12 protein-coding genes and 3 pseudogenes are annotated in these 15,559 nt (G+C 59.8%); 5 read left to right on the forward strand and 10 right to left on the reverse strand.

The genetic code is table 11. From position 1 onward, the window contains the following. The first annotated feature begins 112 nt into the window (after positions 1–112). Positions 113–1,273, forward strand: coding sequence for a serine hydrolase domain-containing protein (locus tag ACSQ83_RS06450; RefSeq protein WP_436227558.1), 1,161 nt, complete (start codon positions 113–115; stop codon positions 1,271–1,273). A gap of 372 nt (positions 1,274–1,645) precedes the next feature. Here the strand turns inward: ACSQ83_RS06450 and ACSQ83_RS06455 are convergent. Beyond that, positions 1,646–1,897: pseudogene (locus ACSQ83_RS06455) on the reverse strand (LysR family transcriptional regulator); the annotation flags it as partial. A 296-nt stretch (positions 1,898–2,193) separates the two neighbouring features. Between ACSQ83_RS06455 and ACSQ83_RS06460 the strand changes: the two are divergent. After that, positions 2,194–2,550, forward strand: a complete 357-nt coding sequence (locus ACSQ83_RS06460; protein WP_436227559.1) for an HPF/RaiA family ribosome-associated protein — start codon at positions 2,194–2,196, stop codon at positions 2,548–2,550. A gap of 322 nt (positions 2,551–2,872) precedes the next feature. Here the strand turns inward: ACSQ83_RS06460 and ACSQ83_RS06465 are convergent, their stop codons facing one another. Continuing rightward, positions 2,873–3,793, reverse strand: a complete 921-nt coding sequence (locus tag ACSQ83_RS06465) for a LysR family transcriptional regulator (RefSeq protein WP_436227560.1) — start codon at positions 3,791–3,793, stop codon at positions 2,873–2,875. 130 nt (positions 3,794–3,923) lie between these two features. Between ACSQ83_RS06465 and ACSQ83_RS06470 the strand changes: the two genes are divergently transcribed. Next, positions 3,924–4,466 (forward strand): carboxymuconolactone decarboxylase family protein, encoded by a 543-nt coding sequence (locus ACSQ83_RS06470; protein WP_414952926.1) that lies wholly within the window; start codon positions 3,924–3,926, stop codon positions 4,464–4,466. A gap of 1,136 nt (positions 4,467–5,602) precedes the next feature. Here ACSQ83_RS06470 and ACSQ83_RS06475 read toward each other — a convergent pair. Both ACSQ83_RS06475 and ACSQ83_RS06480 read right to left on the reverse strand, forming a co-directional pair. Then, on the reverse strand, positions 5,603–5,953 hold the full coding sequence (locus tag ACSQ83_RS06475) for a hypothetical protein (RefSeq protein WP_436227694.1): 351 nt from the start codon (positions 5,951–5,953) through the stop codon (positions 5,603–5,605). Next, positions 5,851–6,144 carry a thioesterase domain-containing protein gene (locus ACSQ83_RS06480; RefSeq protein ID WP_436227561.1) on the reverse strand — a complete coding sequence of 98 codons (294 nt, stop codon included), beginning with the start codon at positions 6,142–6,144 and terminating at the stop codon, positions 5,851–5,853. Before ACSQ83_RS06480 ends, ACSQ83_RS06475 begins: the two co-directional genes overlap by 103 nt. A gap of 131 nt (positions 6,145–6,275) precedes the next feature. On the opposite strand from ACSQ83_RS06480, the pseudogene ACSQ83_RS06485 reads away from it, so the two are divergent. Next, positions 6,276–6,884: pseudogene (locus ACSQ83_RS06485) on the forward strand (helix-turn-helix domain-containing protein); the annotation flags it as partial. Between the two features lie 391 nt (positions 6,885–7,275). Next, positions 7,276–7,551, forward strand: coding sequence for a tyrosine-type recombinase/integrase (locus ACSQ83_RS06490; RefSeq protein WP_436227562.1), 276 nt, complete (start codon positions 7,276–7,278; stop codon positions 7,549–7,551). A 191-nt stretch (positions 7,552–7,742) separates the two neighbouring features. On the opposite strand, the gene fabI is transcribed toward ACSQ83_RS06490, so the two are convergent. The 6 genes and pseudogenes from fabI to ACSQ83_RS06520 form a co-directional block, all read right to left on the reverse strand. Then, entirely contained in the window at positions 7,743–8,516 is a 774-nt protein-coding gene (gene fabI, locus ACSQ83_RS06495) for an enoyl-ACP reductase FabI (RefSeq protein ID WP_436227563.1), read from the reverse strand. Continuing rightward, the gene (locus ACSQ83_RS06500) at positions 8,513–9,706 is read right to left on the reverse strand and encodes an acetate/propionate family kinase (protein WP_436227564.1); all 1,194 of its coding nucleotides are present in this window, start codon (positions 9,704–9,706) and stop codon (positions 8,513–8,515) included. The genes fabI and ACSQ83_RS06500 overlap by 4 nt, the downstream gene beginning before the upstream one ends. Then, positions 9,703–11,109, reverse strand: a complete 1,407-nt coding sequence (locus tag ACSQ83_RS06505; protein WP_436227565.1) for a bifunctional enoyl-CoA hydratase/phosphate acetyltransferase — start codon at positions 11,107–11,109, stop codon at positions 9,703–9,705. The genes ACSQ83_RS06500 and ACSQ83_RS06505 overlap by 4 nt, the downstream gene beginning before the upstream one ends. 9 nt (positions 11,110–11,118) lie before the next feature. Then, on the reverse strand, positions 11,119–12,912 hold the full coding sequence (locus ACSQ83_RS06510; protein WP_436227566.1) for a PHA/PHB synthase family protein: 1,794 nt from the start codon (positions 12,910–12,912) through the stop codon (positions 11,119–11,121). 371 nt (positions 12,913–13,283) lie between these two features. Continuing rightward, positions 13,284–14,213 (reverse strand): annotated as a pseudogene (locus tag ACSQ83_RS06515) (carbamate kinase). A gap of 10 nt (positions 14,214–14,223) precedes the next feature. Then, positions 14,224–15,240 carry an ornithine carbamoyltransferase gene (locus ACSQ83_RS06520; protein ID WP_436227688.1) on the reverse strand — a complete coding sequence of 339 codons (1,017 nt, stop codon included), beginning with the start codon at positions 15,238–15,240 and terminating at the stop codon, positions 14,224–14,226. Between the last annotated feature and the right edge of the window lie 319 nt (positions 15,241–15,559).

Consider the following 15,559-nt stretch of genomic DNA (forward strand, 5'->3'; position numbering starts at 1 on the left):
TTGACGGACGCCTGCGGACTCGGGATGTCAAATGGTAATCATTCGCGTTAGAGATGTCCAGTTATGTCGATGGCGGCGAGTCGGCGGGAGGAATTTTGAAGGCCGATGCCGCATGAACAGCTTTCGCCGATCCGTTTGCCGCGCGTTTCCCGGTAATCTTCAGGGGTGTGCTAGCGCCAAGCCGCGCTGGAATTTCATCGATCATCTGGAGACCGCATTGGAGTTTCTAACACCTGAAGTCTTGACTGCGGCATTACAGCAGCACGCGGCGATGGCCGTGTTTGTCGCGGGCAAAAACGTGCCGAACCCATGGGGAGTTGCGGCGGGAATAGCGGACGCGTCCACTTCCCGATTGCTTACCACTGATACGCCGATGCGCGTTGCCAGCAACACCAAGACTTTCGTCGCCGCGACGGTGCTGCGGCTTTGGGAGCAGGGACTTATTTCGCTCGATGCCCCCATCGCTTCGTTGCTTGCGCCAACACTGGAACGCTTGCTGACGTCGCGCGGATATCGCACTGACAAGATCACGGTTCGCCATCTGTTGAACCATAGCGCTGGCATCTACGATCACGCCGATGACCCGCGCTATTTCGAGGCGGTGCTCGCCGACCCTACGCATCATTGGACCCGCGAGGAGCAAGTCGAGCTTTCGTGCCGATACGCAGGTCCGGCCGGCGAGCCTGGCCAACGGTACGAGTATTCCGATACCGGATACGTGTTGCTCGGCGACATTGTCGAGCGTGTGACTCAAGCGCCGCTGGCTCATAGCGTCCGGCATCAGTTGCGTCTTGATGAGCGCGGGCTGGCATCGACATGGTGGGAACTGGTCGAGCCACAACCTGCGCAAGCGCAACCGCGAGCGCGCCAGTTTCTCGACGACGTCGCTGGCACTGATGTAACTAATCTGAGCGCGACGCTGGATCTTTATGGTGGTGGAGGTCTCGTCATGTCGGTCCGTGATCTTGCTATGTTTCAGCGGGACCTTTTCGAGCATCGCGTATTCGATAACCCCGCCACGCTCGCCGAAATGCTGCGCAAAGATGAGCATGACGGCGCTGAAGAATATCGGTTGGGAATTTTAGTGAAGCGCGTGGATGGGCGCGAATGTTATTTGCACACGGGCTATTGGGGAACCGCGGTGTATTACTCGCGGGACGCTGGCGTATCGATTGCGGGCTTTACTACACACCGGGCATCGCGACCGGCATTGGTCAAGGTTTTGGAGGACGCGCTAAGGGCGGCCGCGCGTGGGCTTGGTTCGGGTGGTTGAGACGAGCGAAGTTTCGACTTTGTCGCAACTCGCCTTGGGGCTATCGTTTGATGGCGGCGCGGGTCTGCCTGGTCGTTCGAGACGGCTAGGCATGTAGGACGGGACGCTCTGCATCAGAATGGCCACCCGGACCGTGTCACGCGACGGCCGTGCTGCGTTCGCCGAGACGCGCCGTACCGTGGTTCCGACGTATATGCGCGTGATGCTGGATTCCTCCGTTGAGAGGGCCTTGCTCTCGCGACTCAATACGTCATCAACGTCCGGTCGTCAATTCGCCGACGCCGGCGAAGGGCGCCCTGCTGATCCAGGCGTCCAGTTCGAACCTGCCGGCGATTCCCAACGGGAAACCGGTACTGGGTGCGTTGCGCGCAATTCCCGCAGTGCGTCTTGCATTTGAAAGCCGAGCGAAAATATCTGATCGGCGTAATCAGCCGCGATGCGACCCGCATCGGTCAACTGGATGTTACGGCCGTTGCGCTCGAATAACTCGCAGCCCAGCCGCTCCTGGAGCAGCTTGATCTGTGCACTCAGGGTCTGCGGCGTCACGTGCAGGTGCACTCCGGCCCGATTTATGCCTCCTATGCGAGCGGTCATCCAGAAGTAGTACAGATGCTTGAAATTCATTCAATGCTCCATAACAAGATCGATGAGTAGCCGCGGGCGACAAGCTCTTCAACCGTTCTTTCATACCGGACAGTGGTGCCGCGCAAAGAAGGCTGCAGCCGAAAGCGATTCGTCGCCGCACATACGGGCGGCTGATCACTGGAGTCCATCGTATAGGTCGAAAATGAGAAGGGAATGAGCGCGCCGCGAGCGCCGTCATAGGGCTGACAGACTGTAAATAAAAATCGAATATTCGGATCGCTGACCTTTTCCTAAAATCGCTTCTGTCAACGGCCACCATCGATTAGGAGATTCCTGTGGAAATCAGCATTCAGACATCCGGCATCCAACTTTCCCGCAATGAGATGGAGATCTTTCGCGAGCACGTGCGTCAGCGCGTCGAGGAGAGCTTCGCGCGTCTCAAACGACGCATAACCCATGTCGCTGTTCATCTTAAGGATGACAACGGTCCGCGCGGAGGCGTGGACAAGCACTGCATGGTGAAGGTAAGCCTGGGCCGAGCGACAGCCGCCCTCGCGCAAGGACGTGACAGCAATCTGTTTGCGGTAGTCAACCGGGTCTCGGCCTGCGCCGCGCACGTGACGCTCAAGCGTCTCAAGCGGCGCAGCAATTACGCGAAGAATGGCAAGACTGTTAGTAATGCTGAAATTTGAAATTGCATGCGACGGCTCGCGCGCCTCCTTCGCAATGTTGCCTTTTACGATCGGCGCCCGGGCAGTTGGATTGAGAGAAATGGATGCCTCTACGCCATATTCGCGATATGACTTTTCTGCGGGGTACCGAGCACGCCGAACGGGAGCCTGCCTTGACAGGGCAGCAGTTTGCCCTATGGGTCTCGGGGCTCCCCTTCTGTGTCAAAAGCCGTCCTTGATGCGACATCCAACGCTCACGGCGCGTTGGCTATTGCCATCGGTCAAGGGATGCTCCCGGCATATCACGCGATGAGTTGAGCGCATCTTTACTCGTAGCGGGCCATCAAGTCCCGGTGAGATGACCGAATTCGCGCGGTATGCGAGCCCGCAGGCGCGGCGTGACAAAGTCAAGGAAAGCACGCAGCTTCAGCGGTAGCGGCACTTGTCCCGTATGCAGCAGACTGACCGGCAACGGCGCGGGTTCGAAGGTGTCGAGCACCACGCGAAGTGCATTGCTGCGCACGGGGTCCGCGACCTGGTAGTACAGGACCCGTGTCAGTCCAGCGCCGTGAATCGCAGCTTCGATCGCCGCCTCGGCCGTGTTGGTGACAAGTCGTGAATGAATGGGTACGGCTTGCTCTGTTTTGCCTGACCCGAATCGCCACGCGCGAGCCGATTCAAGACCTTCGAACGTGATGCATTGCTGGCTGGCGAGATCACGGGGCTTTGCCGGCTCGCCATGGATATCCAGGTACGCCGGACTCGCGCAGACCACACGCCGGATTGCCCCAATGCCGGTCGCAACCAGCGCGCTATCCGGCAGACGGCCAATCCGGACCGCGACGTCGACATGCTCCTCCATAAGATGCACGACGCGATCCGCGAGTACGAGGCGAATATCGATCTCAGGATACTGGGCGAGAAATTCCGCAACGACGGGCACGACATGCAGGCGCCCGAAAACCACTGGCGCCGTGACGGCGAGATCGCCTTTGGGGACCGTGTATTCACCCGTCGCCGCGCGCTCGGCTTCCTCAATTTCCTCGAGAATGCGCCGGCATGCGGCCACGTATGACCGCCCGGTTTCGGTGAGCGAAAGCTGTCGCGTTGTGCGGTGAAGCAGGCGCGTCTTCAGATGCGATTCGAGTTCTGCCACCTTGCGGCTGAGCGTCGCCAGCGGCATGCCGAGCCGACGCGAGGCAGCCGAAAGACTGCCCGACTCGACAACGGCGACGACAATAGACATGGATTCAAGCCGGTCCATTCGACTCTCTCATATATTGGCAGGATGATTCCCGATATTGCTGGATTCTCTTCGGAACTGGAAGCGCGTAACGTTCGGCCTGTCGTTATCCCTGTCGTTACCTCTGTTCTTTCTTCCACAGGAAATTGCCATGTCCCGTCTCCATACGCCCGCCACGATCGCCGATACGCCTGCTGCTTCCCAGCCGCTTCTGGAGGCCGTCAACAAGCAGTTGGGCGTCGTGCCCAACCTGTTCCGGCTTGTCGCCAACAGCCCGGCGGCGCTCGAAGGCTACCTGAGTCTTTCCGGTGCGCTTGCAAAAGGTAAGCTTGCGGCCCCGACGCGCGAGCGTATTGCGCTTGCCGTCGCCGAAGTCAATGGCTGCGACTATTGCCTGTCGGCTCACACGTATCTGGCCAAGAACCTCGCGAAACTCGACGATGCGGAAATCGCCGCGAATCGTAGCGGCGGTTCGAACGAACCGAAAGCGGATGCGGCAGTGAAGTTCGCGAAGCAGGTCGCCGAGGCTCGTGGCCGTGTATCGGATGCCGATTTGCAAGCAGTCAAGTCCGCTGGATACGACGACGCACAGATCATCGAGATCATTCAGCACGTTGCGTTGAATGTGTGGACGAATTACCTCAACGTAGTCGCGGACACGGACATCGACTTTCCGGTCGTGCACGCGCATTAAGTTGCCTGAACGTCATATTTCAGGCACCCACACCGCTGACCCGTAGTGACGGCGGTGTGGGTTTTGGGTCGCGCCAGCGACGCGGCCTGCCGGACAGCTTCCCGTATTGGCCGTCGACGTTCGCCATAACATTCGCTCAGGGCGTTCTGCAGGGACACAGGAAACACGCTTGCACGAAGCGACGATGGCCTGTCAATGTTCAAAGATAGTCATTCTGGCCGATAGGGTGGAGCGCAAGGTATAACCATAGAATCGCCAGCCGTGCAAGGCGCGCCTTCAATGCACGGCGTGTCCGCTCGGCACGCGTCGGCGATACTCCAAATCTATGTGATAACGGATCATTCAACTATAGTTGAGTGAAGCTTTTCCGACGGCGATAAGGCTGCGGTTCATCGATCGCGGAGGTCGGAAAAGGCCGTCATCGCTCGCGTCTCAATCGACGATGGCCCGATAGCCGACGCCGTCGTTGATGAACGAAGACTCCACGTTCCTGCTGTCAAGGGCATGGCGCCAGCGCCAAATTGCGCTTAAGGCGGATGTTTTTGTGCTCGCGCCCGATCGGGCTCGAGCACCAGGGGCGCGAGCCTTGACATCCGGATCGCTTGGACGTGCCGTCCCATTGTGCAACTCGCGATGCGGGTGCAACAGGACAAGGAGGCGCGGCGTACTTCATCAACTTGCTAATCAAATACGCCGGAAGTCGATGTTAAGGAGTGCTTCATCACCGTCACCTGCCAGAGAGCGTGGTCGGTCTGTTGATGGTTCATATCGCTGATCCAACTGCTCGATGACCAAGGAGCGCATGACCGTTTTGGCGTCCCATGTGACCACCGGCATTGCGCGGACCGGTGACCTTTGCGAAACGACTTGAACTTCCAACGTCGCTAAAAGCGACACATCCCACGTACCCGGGTATATCCGCCCGCTGATTGCCGTTAACGCGCGGCATGCCGTAACTCAGCATCAGCGAGAACGGGGCTGTCAATGTCCATCTCCGTCATCGGCATCGTGACATGCGATACCTCGACGTCCGCCGGCCAGTGCTCTGCTGCTTGCAATGGATGAGCCGTTTTAACATTTCATGCATTCCTTTGGGTCGTGTAGACGAAGTTCCAACGCTACGGCAGCATTTCGGTTCAGGAAACGGCGTCCACTTCATTGTTCCAGAGATCCGTGATCGCTTTAGTGATCACCCGGCCAATGAGCGCAGCGTGAGGCTCGTCCAGTAACTCGCCGTGGGTTGCAGTGACCTGACAATTGCGAATGTCACCGCAGACGTAAGGAGCCCATAGCTCGGGGCATTGCCGTGGCCCGTCCTGCTTTTGCTCTGTTGCTTCAAAGAATGAGACGTTTTCTTGAAAGACGGCTGGCGAGTACTCGTACATCAGACGCGTGTTGTTGACTGTAATGTCGATGACCGCGTCAAGCTGCCGGTCGCTACCGATACCGATTTTTTGCAGCCCAAGCGTGTGAATCTGTTCGCGCAACTGATCCCGGCGGTCATCGAAGTTGATGGTGTTGCCTGGTTCAGTCCCCGACGGAAATCATCGAGAAGGCCGAGATGGGCGACGGTGTGCCCCTGTTGCTGCAGACGAGCGGCCATAGCGTGCGCGGCCACCGCGCCAAATGACCAGCCGAGCAAGTGATAGGGGCCCGCCGGTTGAAAGCGCTGGATCATAATTTTACATAAGATAAATTATCAACATTTTTAATGTAGGTCCCAAGTTCAGATGTCGCGTTTCCGCTAAATAGAAATGTCGGGTTTGGGCGTAGTTTCATTGCCAGGCAAGCACGTGTGGAGCGTGGGCGATGAACACCAATGGGACGATCACGATGTCGATGCGTGAGTTGGATCGGTTAAAGGTCATTGAAGCAGTTGCCGAGGCGCGACTCAAGCCCGGTCGTGCCGCAGAACGGCTGGGCTTAAGCGTGCGCCAGATCGAGCGACTGGTGCTTCGGTACAAACAAGCTGGCGCGGCCGGCGTTGGGTCGGCTGCCCAAGGACGTCCGGGCAATCGCAAGCTCGATGAGGCAACGGCGTACCGCGCGCTGATTTTGATTCGAGACCGCTATGCCGATTTCGGCCCGACGCTCGCCTGCGAGAAGCTGCGCGAATGCCACGGTTTGACGCTTTCAAAGGAAACCGTCCGGCACCTGATGACTGACGCGGGCCTATGGATTCCGCGCAAGCAGCGTCCGCCCAAGATTCACCAGCCGAGGAACCGGCGTTCGTGCCTAGGCGAGCTGATCCAGATCGACGGCAGCGATCACCGGTGGTTTGAAGAACGCGCACCGGCGTGCACTTTACTCGTGTTTATTGACGACGCCACCAGCCGGCTGATGACTTTGCACTTCACCGCGACCGAGTCGACCTTCAGTTATTTCGAAGCGACACGTTATAGTTCATTGCACGCTCGATTTCCGTTTTTGATAGTTCACATATTGTTCTTTGCGTAGCCTGCGTTGCGAACAGGTTGACGCAATCCGGAATCGTTCACATGCAGACTCCCGATCAAGATGCTTACCTGTCCTTCTGGCGCAGTAACTTCGAGCACGGGAACGGTCGGTGCCGGTCGCATAGCGGCCGATTGAACTAAGTGAAACCCCCAGCCAATACAATCACCACTAAACGGCCCGTTATCGTCATCCGTCGGCCGGCTCTCATTTCTTTAACGTGCATGCGTTGACTCATGGCGGAGCTGACCCGCTATCGCCGACACTACGGTCTCGCTCCCCCGCCCTATGGCGGCGAAACGACACCGCGGCTGTTGCCGATCGGTGGCACACACCGAATGCTACGCGCGGCGCCGTGCACCTGATCATCAAACAGGTGTTCGACAACGCAATCGACCATCTCCAATCAACTGGCGAAGCACATGAACGCGCAACGGAACGATTGCGCCAGGCGTCGGCTCATTGGCTGCGGCACACGACGGGCTCTCGCATGATGGATGGTCAAGTCGATTTACGATACGTGCGGGATAACCTCGGTCATACCTCGATCTCGAGGACCAGCGAATACCTGCATGCGGACGACGACGATCGGCATCGCGCCAAAGAGGCCGGACTGAGAGTCAACTGGTAGCAGACTACCGGTCGAAAGTCGGCATAAGCGGGTCCGTGACTGGCAGGCAATGAGCGGCCGATCTTGAGCGCACGGAATGCCGCAAGTCGCCCCCCTATAATCAATTCTGCTTCGGCGATATAAGCATCGCCTGGCATATCAATCTAGTTCGTCTCTCAACTCCTCACTTTTCCGAGACCTCTCCGTGCCCGTCAGGCCACCACATGAAAACCGGCGTCGGCGTAGATGGTCGAACCGGTCAACGTCATCCCAGCATCGCTGGCGAGCACGGCCGCGATACGCCCGACTTCCTCGATCGTGACCAGATGTTGCGCCGGCGTGCGTGCGCGGACCTCGTCGAGAAGCGCATCGAAGTGGTCAATCCCGGACGCTGCGCGGGTCATCACCGCGCCGGCGGAGATGGCGTGAACATGAACCCTGCGAGTCGCGAGATCGGCCGCCAGATAACGCACGCTTGATTCGAGCGCAGCCTTGACCGGACCCATCAGGTTGTAATGGTCGACTGCCCGCTCGGCGCCGTAGAAACTCACCGTCATCAGGCTCCCGCCGTCAGTCATCAGCGGCAGCGCCAGCTTCGCCATGCGGATGAATGAATGGCAGGACACATCCATCGCGAGCGCGAAGCCCTCGGCCGAGCAATCGACAAGGCTCGCGTGAAGATCGGCACCGGGCGCGAAGGCGATCGAATGAAGCACGAAGTCGAGCTTTCCCCATTCCCGCTTGATGCGCTCGAAGACGGCTTCGAGCTGACCCGGCACGCTCACGTCGCACGCCATGATGAGGGCGGCCGGCAGCGTCTCGGCGACAGCGCGCACGTACGGTTCGGCTTTTTCGTTAAGGTAGGTGATCGCGAGATCGGCGCCGGCCTCGCGGAACTTGTGAGCACATCCTGCGGCGATGCTGTGTTCATTAGCAATGCCAACGACCAGACCATGTTTTCCGGATAGATCGATGATGCCATTCATGCTGTTGCTCCCGGGTCATGAAGAATGGAAATAGCTTCGTCCGCGATGATCTGCTCCTCGTCGGTCGCGAGCACCAACACGGTCACGCGGCTGCCAGCAGCGCTGATAATGGTCGCATTGGCGGCGTTCGCGTGGTCGTCCAGTTCGACGCCGATCCACGCGAGACGCCCGCATACCGCAGCACGGACCTCAGGCTGGTGTTCGCCGATCCCGGCGGTGAATACAAGGCAGTCCAGGCCACCGAGCGTGGTCGCGAGCCGAGCTGCTTCGCCTGCGATTCGAAACGCGAAGAGCTCGAGCGCTTCACGCGCTTCTGGCCGCGTACTGGCCGCGAGTTCGCGGCTGTCTGCACTGATGCCCGAAACGCCGAGCAAGCCGGACTGTTCGTACAGGATCTTTTCAATCGCTGCTGCGCTCAAGCCTTGCTGCTGCAGTAAATGAAGAACGACGCCCGCATCGAGCGCGCCGCAGCGCGTGGCCATGGGAATGCCGTCAAGGGTCGAAAATCCCATGCTGGTGTCGCGGCTTTCGCCTGCGTTCATCGCGCACAGGCTCGCGCCGCTGCCAAGGTGTGCCGCGATCAACTTGCTATGGGCAAGCTGAGGAAACTGAAGCGCGAGCGCGCCGGTTATAAAGCGATACGAGAGACCATGAAAGCCGTAACGTTTGACACCGGTATCGAAGAAATGGCGCGGCAGAGCGAAGCGGCGCACGAGACCCGTTTGCGTGCGATGAAACGCGGTGTCGAATGAGGCCGACTGCACGAGGTGAGGCCGAAGGTGTCGAATCGCACGAATCAGCCGCACGCTTTGCGGCTGATGCAACGGTGCGAGCGGCGTGAGCTGGACAATCACGGCAAGCGTTTCATCGGTGATGGCAACCGGTCCGGAGAAAGTGTCACCGCCATGCACGACGCGATGCCCCACCGAGACCAGATCCGTCAGCGAAAAGTGCGTCGCAAACCAATTGAGCGTTTCGTCCAGCACTTCGTGCAAGTTTTCTGTGACGACTGCCTTCAACCCGATGTCGTGAACGACGCCATCGTTCTCCAGACGCAGCGACAGCGGCGCGTGCCGGAAGTCGATCATGCCTTGGCCAATCCTCGTCGCGCCATTGGACGAGACGCTGAACAGCCCGATCTTGATCGACGATGAGCCGGGGTTGAAGGTCAGCAACAGCGGAGCGCTCATGATGGCGACGACATGCTGAGCAGCGTGCGTTGCGCGACCATCCTGGCCAGCGCAACCGACGCCAGCCGCACGCGCAGGCTGTCAGAGCGGCTGGTCAGGATGATCGGCAGGCGCGCGCCGAGTACCAGCCCGGCGGCATCGGCTCCGCCAAAGTACATCAATTGCTTGGCAAGCATGTTGCCCGCCTCCAGGTCGGGTACCAACAGGATGTCCGCCTGCCCCGCAACCGGCGAGACGATCCCCTTCGTCGTGGCCGCTGCCACGCTGATGGCGTTATCGAAGGCAAGCGGGCCGTCGACAATCGCGCCGCTAATCTGGCCGCGTGCAGCCATCACGGTGAGCGCGGCCGCGTCGAGCGTGGTCTGCATGCGCGGATTAACGAGTTCCACCGCGGCGAGCACAGCGACTCGCGGCTGCCCGATGCCGAGCAGATGCAGCAGGTCGATCGTGTTCTGGCAGATATCGCGCTTCTGTTCTAGTGAGGGCGTGACATTGACAGCGGCATCGGTGATGAACAAGGGCTTGGGATAGGCGGGCACGTCCATCGCGTAGACATGGCTGATGCGCCGCCCGGTTCGAAGGCCGGACGCCGAACTCACGATCGCCGCGAGCAATTCGTCCGTTTCCAGGCTGCCCTTCATAAGGGCTGCGACCTTCCCCGCCGCGCCCATTTCGACGGCGCGCGCAGCGGCTGCATGGCTGTGTTCGACCGCCTCGATCGTCACTCCGACGAGGCTCACTTGTGCCAGTTCGGCGGCCGCACGAATCTTCGCTTCCGGGCCGATCAGCACGGGATCGATCATCCCTTCGTTGCGGGCCTCGATCGCGGCCTTGATCGCCTCCGCGGAGCACGGGTGCACGATCGCCGTGCGCAGGGAAGGCATGGCCTGGGCTTCGCGGATAAAAGCGTCGTAGCGACCGTGGTTTCGCACCGAGACCTCCGGACGGGCGATCCGTGGCCATACGATAGTTTCGGCCGGCGCAATCACCGTGGCCAGACCGATCAGGACCGCCTCGCCCCGCTGGTTGGTACAGCGCGTATCGAGCAGCACGATCCGCTTGTCCGCGCGTTTTTCCTTGACGCTCACCGTCGCGGTCACGACATCGCCAGGTACGACCGGATGGCGGAACTGCAGGTCCTGGTCGAGATATATCGTGCCTGGTCCAGGCAGTCTCGTGCCCAGCAATGCAGAGATGAGACCCGCCGTCCACATGCCCTGCACGACGACATGACCGAACATGTCGTGAGCGGCGAAAGCCGCATCGACGTGGGCGGGATTCACGTCGCCCGACATGGCGGCAAACAACTGGATATCGTCGAGCCCGGCGGTGCGCACGAGCGAGGCCGACTCACCGATCGTGAGTTCATCGAAGGTACGGTTGCGAAGCAGGTTGTCGTCCATGGGTCGCTCTCAGTTTTGAAGTACGTAGGTGCCGGGTGCATCGACGAGGGTCACGGGTTCTTCAGCAGCGAGCCCCATGTGTGGTGGTGCGACGAGCCCCTTCGCCGAACGGCCGGCGAGCCAGGCGGACCATGCTGTCCACCATGAACCGTCGCGCGGCTCAACTGCAGCGATCCATTCGTCCGGGCCGACGCGAAGATCCGCCGCCGCTGCGTATTCAATCCTGAACTGCCGGTTCGCGTGACCCGGTTCGCTGACGATGCCGGCATTGTGGCCGCCGCTCGTCAGCACGAACGTGATCTCCGTGCTGGACAGGTAGTGGATCTTGTAGACCGAGCGCCACGGCGCGATATGGTCGCGATCGGTGCCGACCACGAACATTGGCGCGCGGATGTTGCGCAGCGAGATGGGCCGTCCGTCGACTTGATACCGGCTCGACGCGAGGTCGTTGTCGAGGAATAACTTGCGCAAATACTCCGAGTGCATCCTGTAAGGCATGCGGGTCGAATCGGCGTCCCACGCCATCAGGTCGAACATGGGCGTGCGGTCGCCCAGCATGTAGTCGTGAATGACATGCGACCAGATCAGGTCGTTCGACTCCAGCATCTGAAACGCGCCCGACATCTGGCTGGTATCAAGATAGCCCTTCGACCACATCATGCTTTCGATGAAGTAGACCTCGCTGTCGTCGATGAACAATTGCAGCGCGCCGGGTTCCGTGAAATCCGTTTGCGCGGCAAGGAGCGATACGGATGCGAGCCGTTCGTCGCCGACACCCGCCATCGCCGCTGCGGCTATTGACAACAGTGTGCCGCCGAGGCAATAACCCGCCGCATGGACTCGCTGGTCCGGCACGATTTCGGCGATGGTATCAAGCGCGGACATGACACCGGACGTGCGGTAATCCTCAAGACTCAGGTCCCGGTCTTCTGCGCCCACGTTGCGCCACGAAATGCAGAACACAGTGTAGCCCTGGCCGACCAGGAAGCGGATCAGCGAGTTGTGCGGTGAGAGATCCAGTATGTAGTACTTCATGATCCATGCAGGCACGATCAGGATCGGCTCTGCGAAGACCTTTTCTGTCGTGGGACTGTACTGAATGAGCTCAATCAGATGGTTGCGAAAGACCACCTTGCCAGGCGTCACCGCGAGCGTAACGCCGACCTTGAAATGATCGACGCCGGCGGGAGGCTGGCCGTTCGCCTCGCGTCGCGCGTCTTCGAGCAAGTTGCACGCGCCCTGCAAAAGATTGGCGCCCAGCGTGGCCTGGGTTCGCCGTACAACCTCAGGGTTGGTGAACGGCGAATTCGTCGGCGAAACCATGTCGAGCAATTGACGTGCGCCGAAACCCACGACGTTTTCGTGATGTTTCGTCGTGCCCGGCACGTCACGAGTCGCGGCCTGCCACCATTGTTCGGTCAGCAGGAACGTTTGCTGCAAAAGTCGATAAGGCTCGGTCTGCCAGAGCTCGGCGCGAAAGCGGTGGTCTCCGGGTGCTGGCTCCGCAAGTGGCGCGGCAGCGTGACCCGTCAGACTGCGAAACACGTAGTCACCAATCTGCCCTGCATTCGCGGCGGCTAGCGATACCAGCTCTGCCCTTTTTCCGGGCGCCGACGTGAGATGGATGAACCAGTCGGCAAAAGCCAGTGATTGCGCGGCAGGGGACAGACCACCCGTGAAACGAGCAATCGCTGCTTCCTTCGTGTAGTCCAGCACGCGAAAAGCGTCCGCGGCAGAGTGGGCGACCGGTTGCTGCGGGAGCATGGGGTTGCCGGTGGAAACAGTCCTGGAGCGAGTGTCCATGAAAATCCTTCAGGTCAGTATGCTTGCCTTACAGCGGCGTGTACGAATCAATGCGAGAGTCTTCTTCAAAACCCGAATGACTCGGCGCCGAGGGTGATGTTTTTCGTGAGAGCGTCAGGGGCTAGAACCACGAGCCCACGCGTCGCGGCCGTTATGGCTTGCCCGTGGAACAGCGACTTAAAAAGACTGTAGCGGTATCTGTTTCGGCAGAGTTGATCTGCGTCAAGTCGAACGTGTCGAAGTTTTCGTTGGGCCGATGCCGCATTTTCTTATTGAGGATTGCTGGAAGACAATGGTCGACAGCCTGAATCCGCCGCTCGCGCTTGCGATCGCCGGACGTGGTCTGCCCGGTGCCGAGGTCAAGCAACTCATCAAGACGGCTGCGTAGCTACGGCCTCTTCAATGCCGGCCGCCGTTGCATCGATCGATGTCCCGGCATTGCCGGCGATCATTGCCTCGATGTCGCTCAACGCACCAATGACCGAGCGCCGACCCGTGCGGCTTGCAAAATCGCACGCGGCTTCGACTTTTGGCGCCATTGATCCAGCCGAGAAAGCCAGCTCGCCAAGCACTGCTGGAGTCGCACGCGCGACCAAGCGCAACGACGGCTTGCCCCAGTCGAGATAAATCCCTTGCACGTCAGTCGCGATGACGAACAGATCCGCCTTCAGTTCGGCCGCCAGCATCGCAGCGCTGCGGTCCTTGTCGACCACTGACTTGACACCGCGATGCCGCCCTTCTGCGTCGGCGACTACCGGTATCCCGCCGCCCCCCCGCGCAGATCACCACACAACTGTGTTCGAGCAACCAGCGTACAGGCTCTATCTCGAGCATGCGCACCGGCTTTGGACTCGGTACGACACGCTGTAACTTGTCGCCTTGCGCGGTCACGGTCCAGCCTTTTCCCTGCGATGCAACCGCCGCTTCGGCGACCGCGTACCTGGACCCGATCGGTTTGTCGGGGTGTTCGAAAGCCGGATCGGACGCGCTCACTTCAACCATGCTCAGCAAGCTCACGCAAGCCCGTCCCGCAGGCAGCAGGTTGCGCATTTCCTGCTCGATCATGTAACCGATCATGCCTTCCGTTTCCGCATCGAGGACGTCGAGCGGGAAGCTGCCCGCCTGGAGCGCGAGCATGCCAACCTGCGGTCCGTTGCCATGCACGATGACGAGGTCGTTGCCGGCCGCTGCCTTCGCGAGCTGTGCGGCAGCATCCGTACGTTGTTGCGCTGTGCTTCGGCGCTGACCGCCTCACCGTGCTTGAGCAATGCGTTACCGCCCAATGCGATTACCATCAGCATTGCGTTCTCCTCACTCGGCCAGCGTGGCGACGAGAACAGCCTTGATCGTATGGAGACGGTTTTCCGCCTGCTCGAAAACAATCGATGCGTCCGATTCGAACACGTCGTCCGTCACTTCCACGCCATTCAGCAAGCCGTATTTATCGCCGATCTGTTTGCCAATTTCTGTCTTCGTGTCATGCAGCGCAGGCAGGCAATGCATGAACTTCACACGCGGATTGCCGCTGGCCGCAAGCAAGGCCGCATTCACCTGGAAGGGCAGTAACTCCTCGATTCGTTCGCCCCATTTTTCGAACGGCTCACCCATCGATACCCAGACGTCGGTATAGATGAAATCGACACCCTTCACCGCTTCCGCCGGTGTTTCCGTTAGCGTCAAACGACCTCCGCTAGCCGCCGCAAACGTACGGCATTGCGCGATCAGGTCATCGTGCGGCCACAATCGGCGCGGTGCACACAGGCGTACGTCCATGCCGAGCTTCGTGCCCACGATCATCAACGAATTGCCCGTGTTGTTATGGGCATCGCCTATATAGCAGTAGCTGATTTCATGGATGGGCTTGTCGCGGAATTCGTGCATGGTCAGCACGTCGGCGAGCATCTGCGTCGGGTGGAACTCGTCAGTGAGCCCGTTGTACACGGGTACCCCTGCGTACTTGGCGAGTTCATCCACGATCTCCTGCCCGTAGCCCCGGTATTCGATCGCGTCGTACATGCGGCCAAGTACGCGGGCGGTATCTTTCATCGACTCCTTATGACCGATCCGGGACGCGCCCGGATCGATATAGGTGACATGGGCACCCTGATCATGAGCCGCAACTTCGAATGCGCATCGCGTACGAGTCGAGGTCTTTTCGAAGATCAGCGCAATGTTCTTACCCACCAGCCGCGCGATTTCCGTGCCGGCGTATTTGGCGCGTTTGAGATCTCGCGACAGGTCGAGCAGGTAGCGAATCTGACGTGGCGTGTATTCGATCAGCGTCAGGAAACTGCGGTTATGTACATTGAAAGCGCCGCCGCCGATCATCGAGGCGATCACAACGCCCGTAAGAAGCGGCAAGCTCAGCTTGCGGCCTCCGGGTTGAGCGGCAGGTTGAGCAATGACCGTATCGGCGGCAACGGGCTTGAGCGGCAAACTGCTATGCGTCTGGTCCGTGAGTGTTTTCTCCCTGCTGCCGGTGTGCCGGCGGTGTTACGTCTGTGCGTCTGCCAAGGCTCTTCGACGTTTAACCTGTTTCAGCATAGGGACCGCATCGCCCCGCTCGTTGATCTGTATCAGCCCCGGTTTAAGTGGGACCGCTACCTTTCAAAGCGGTGCCTTCCTGCCCGTCGGTCAACATCGTTCA

The organism is Caballeronia sp. LjRoot29 (genome assembly GCF_964252755.1).
GTDB lineage: Bacteria > Pseudomonadota > Gammaproteobacteria > Burkholderiales > Burkholderiaceae > Caballeronia.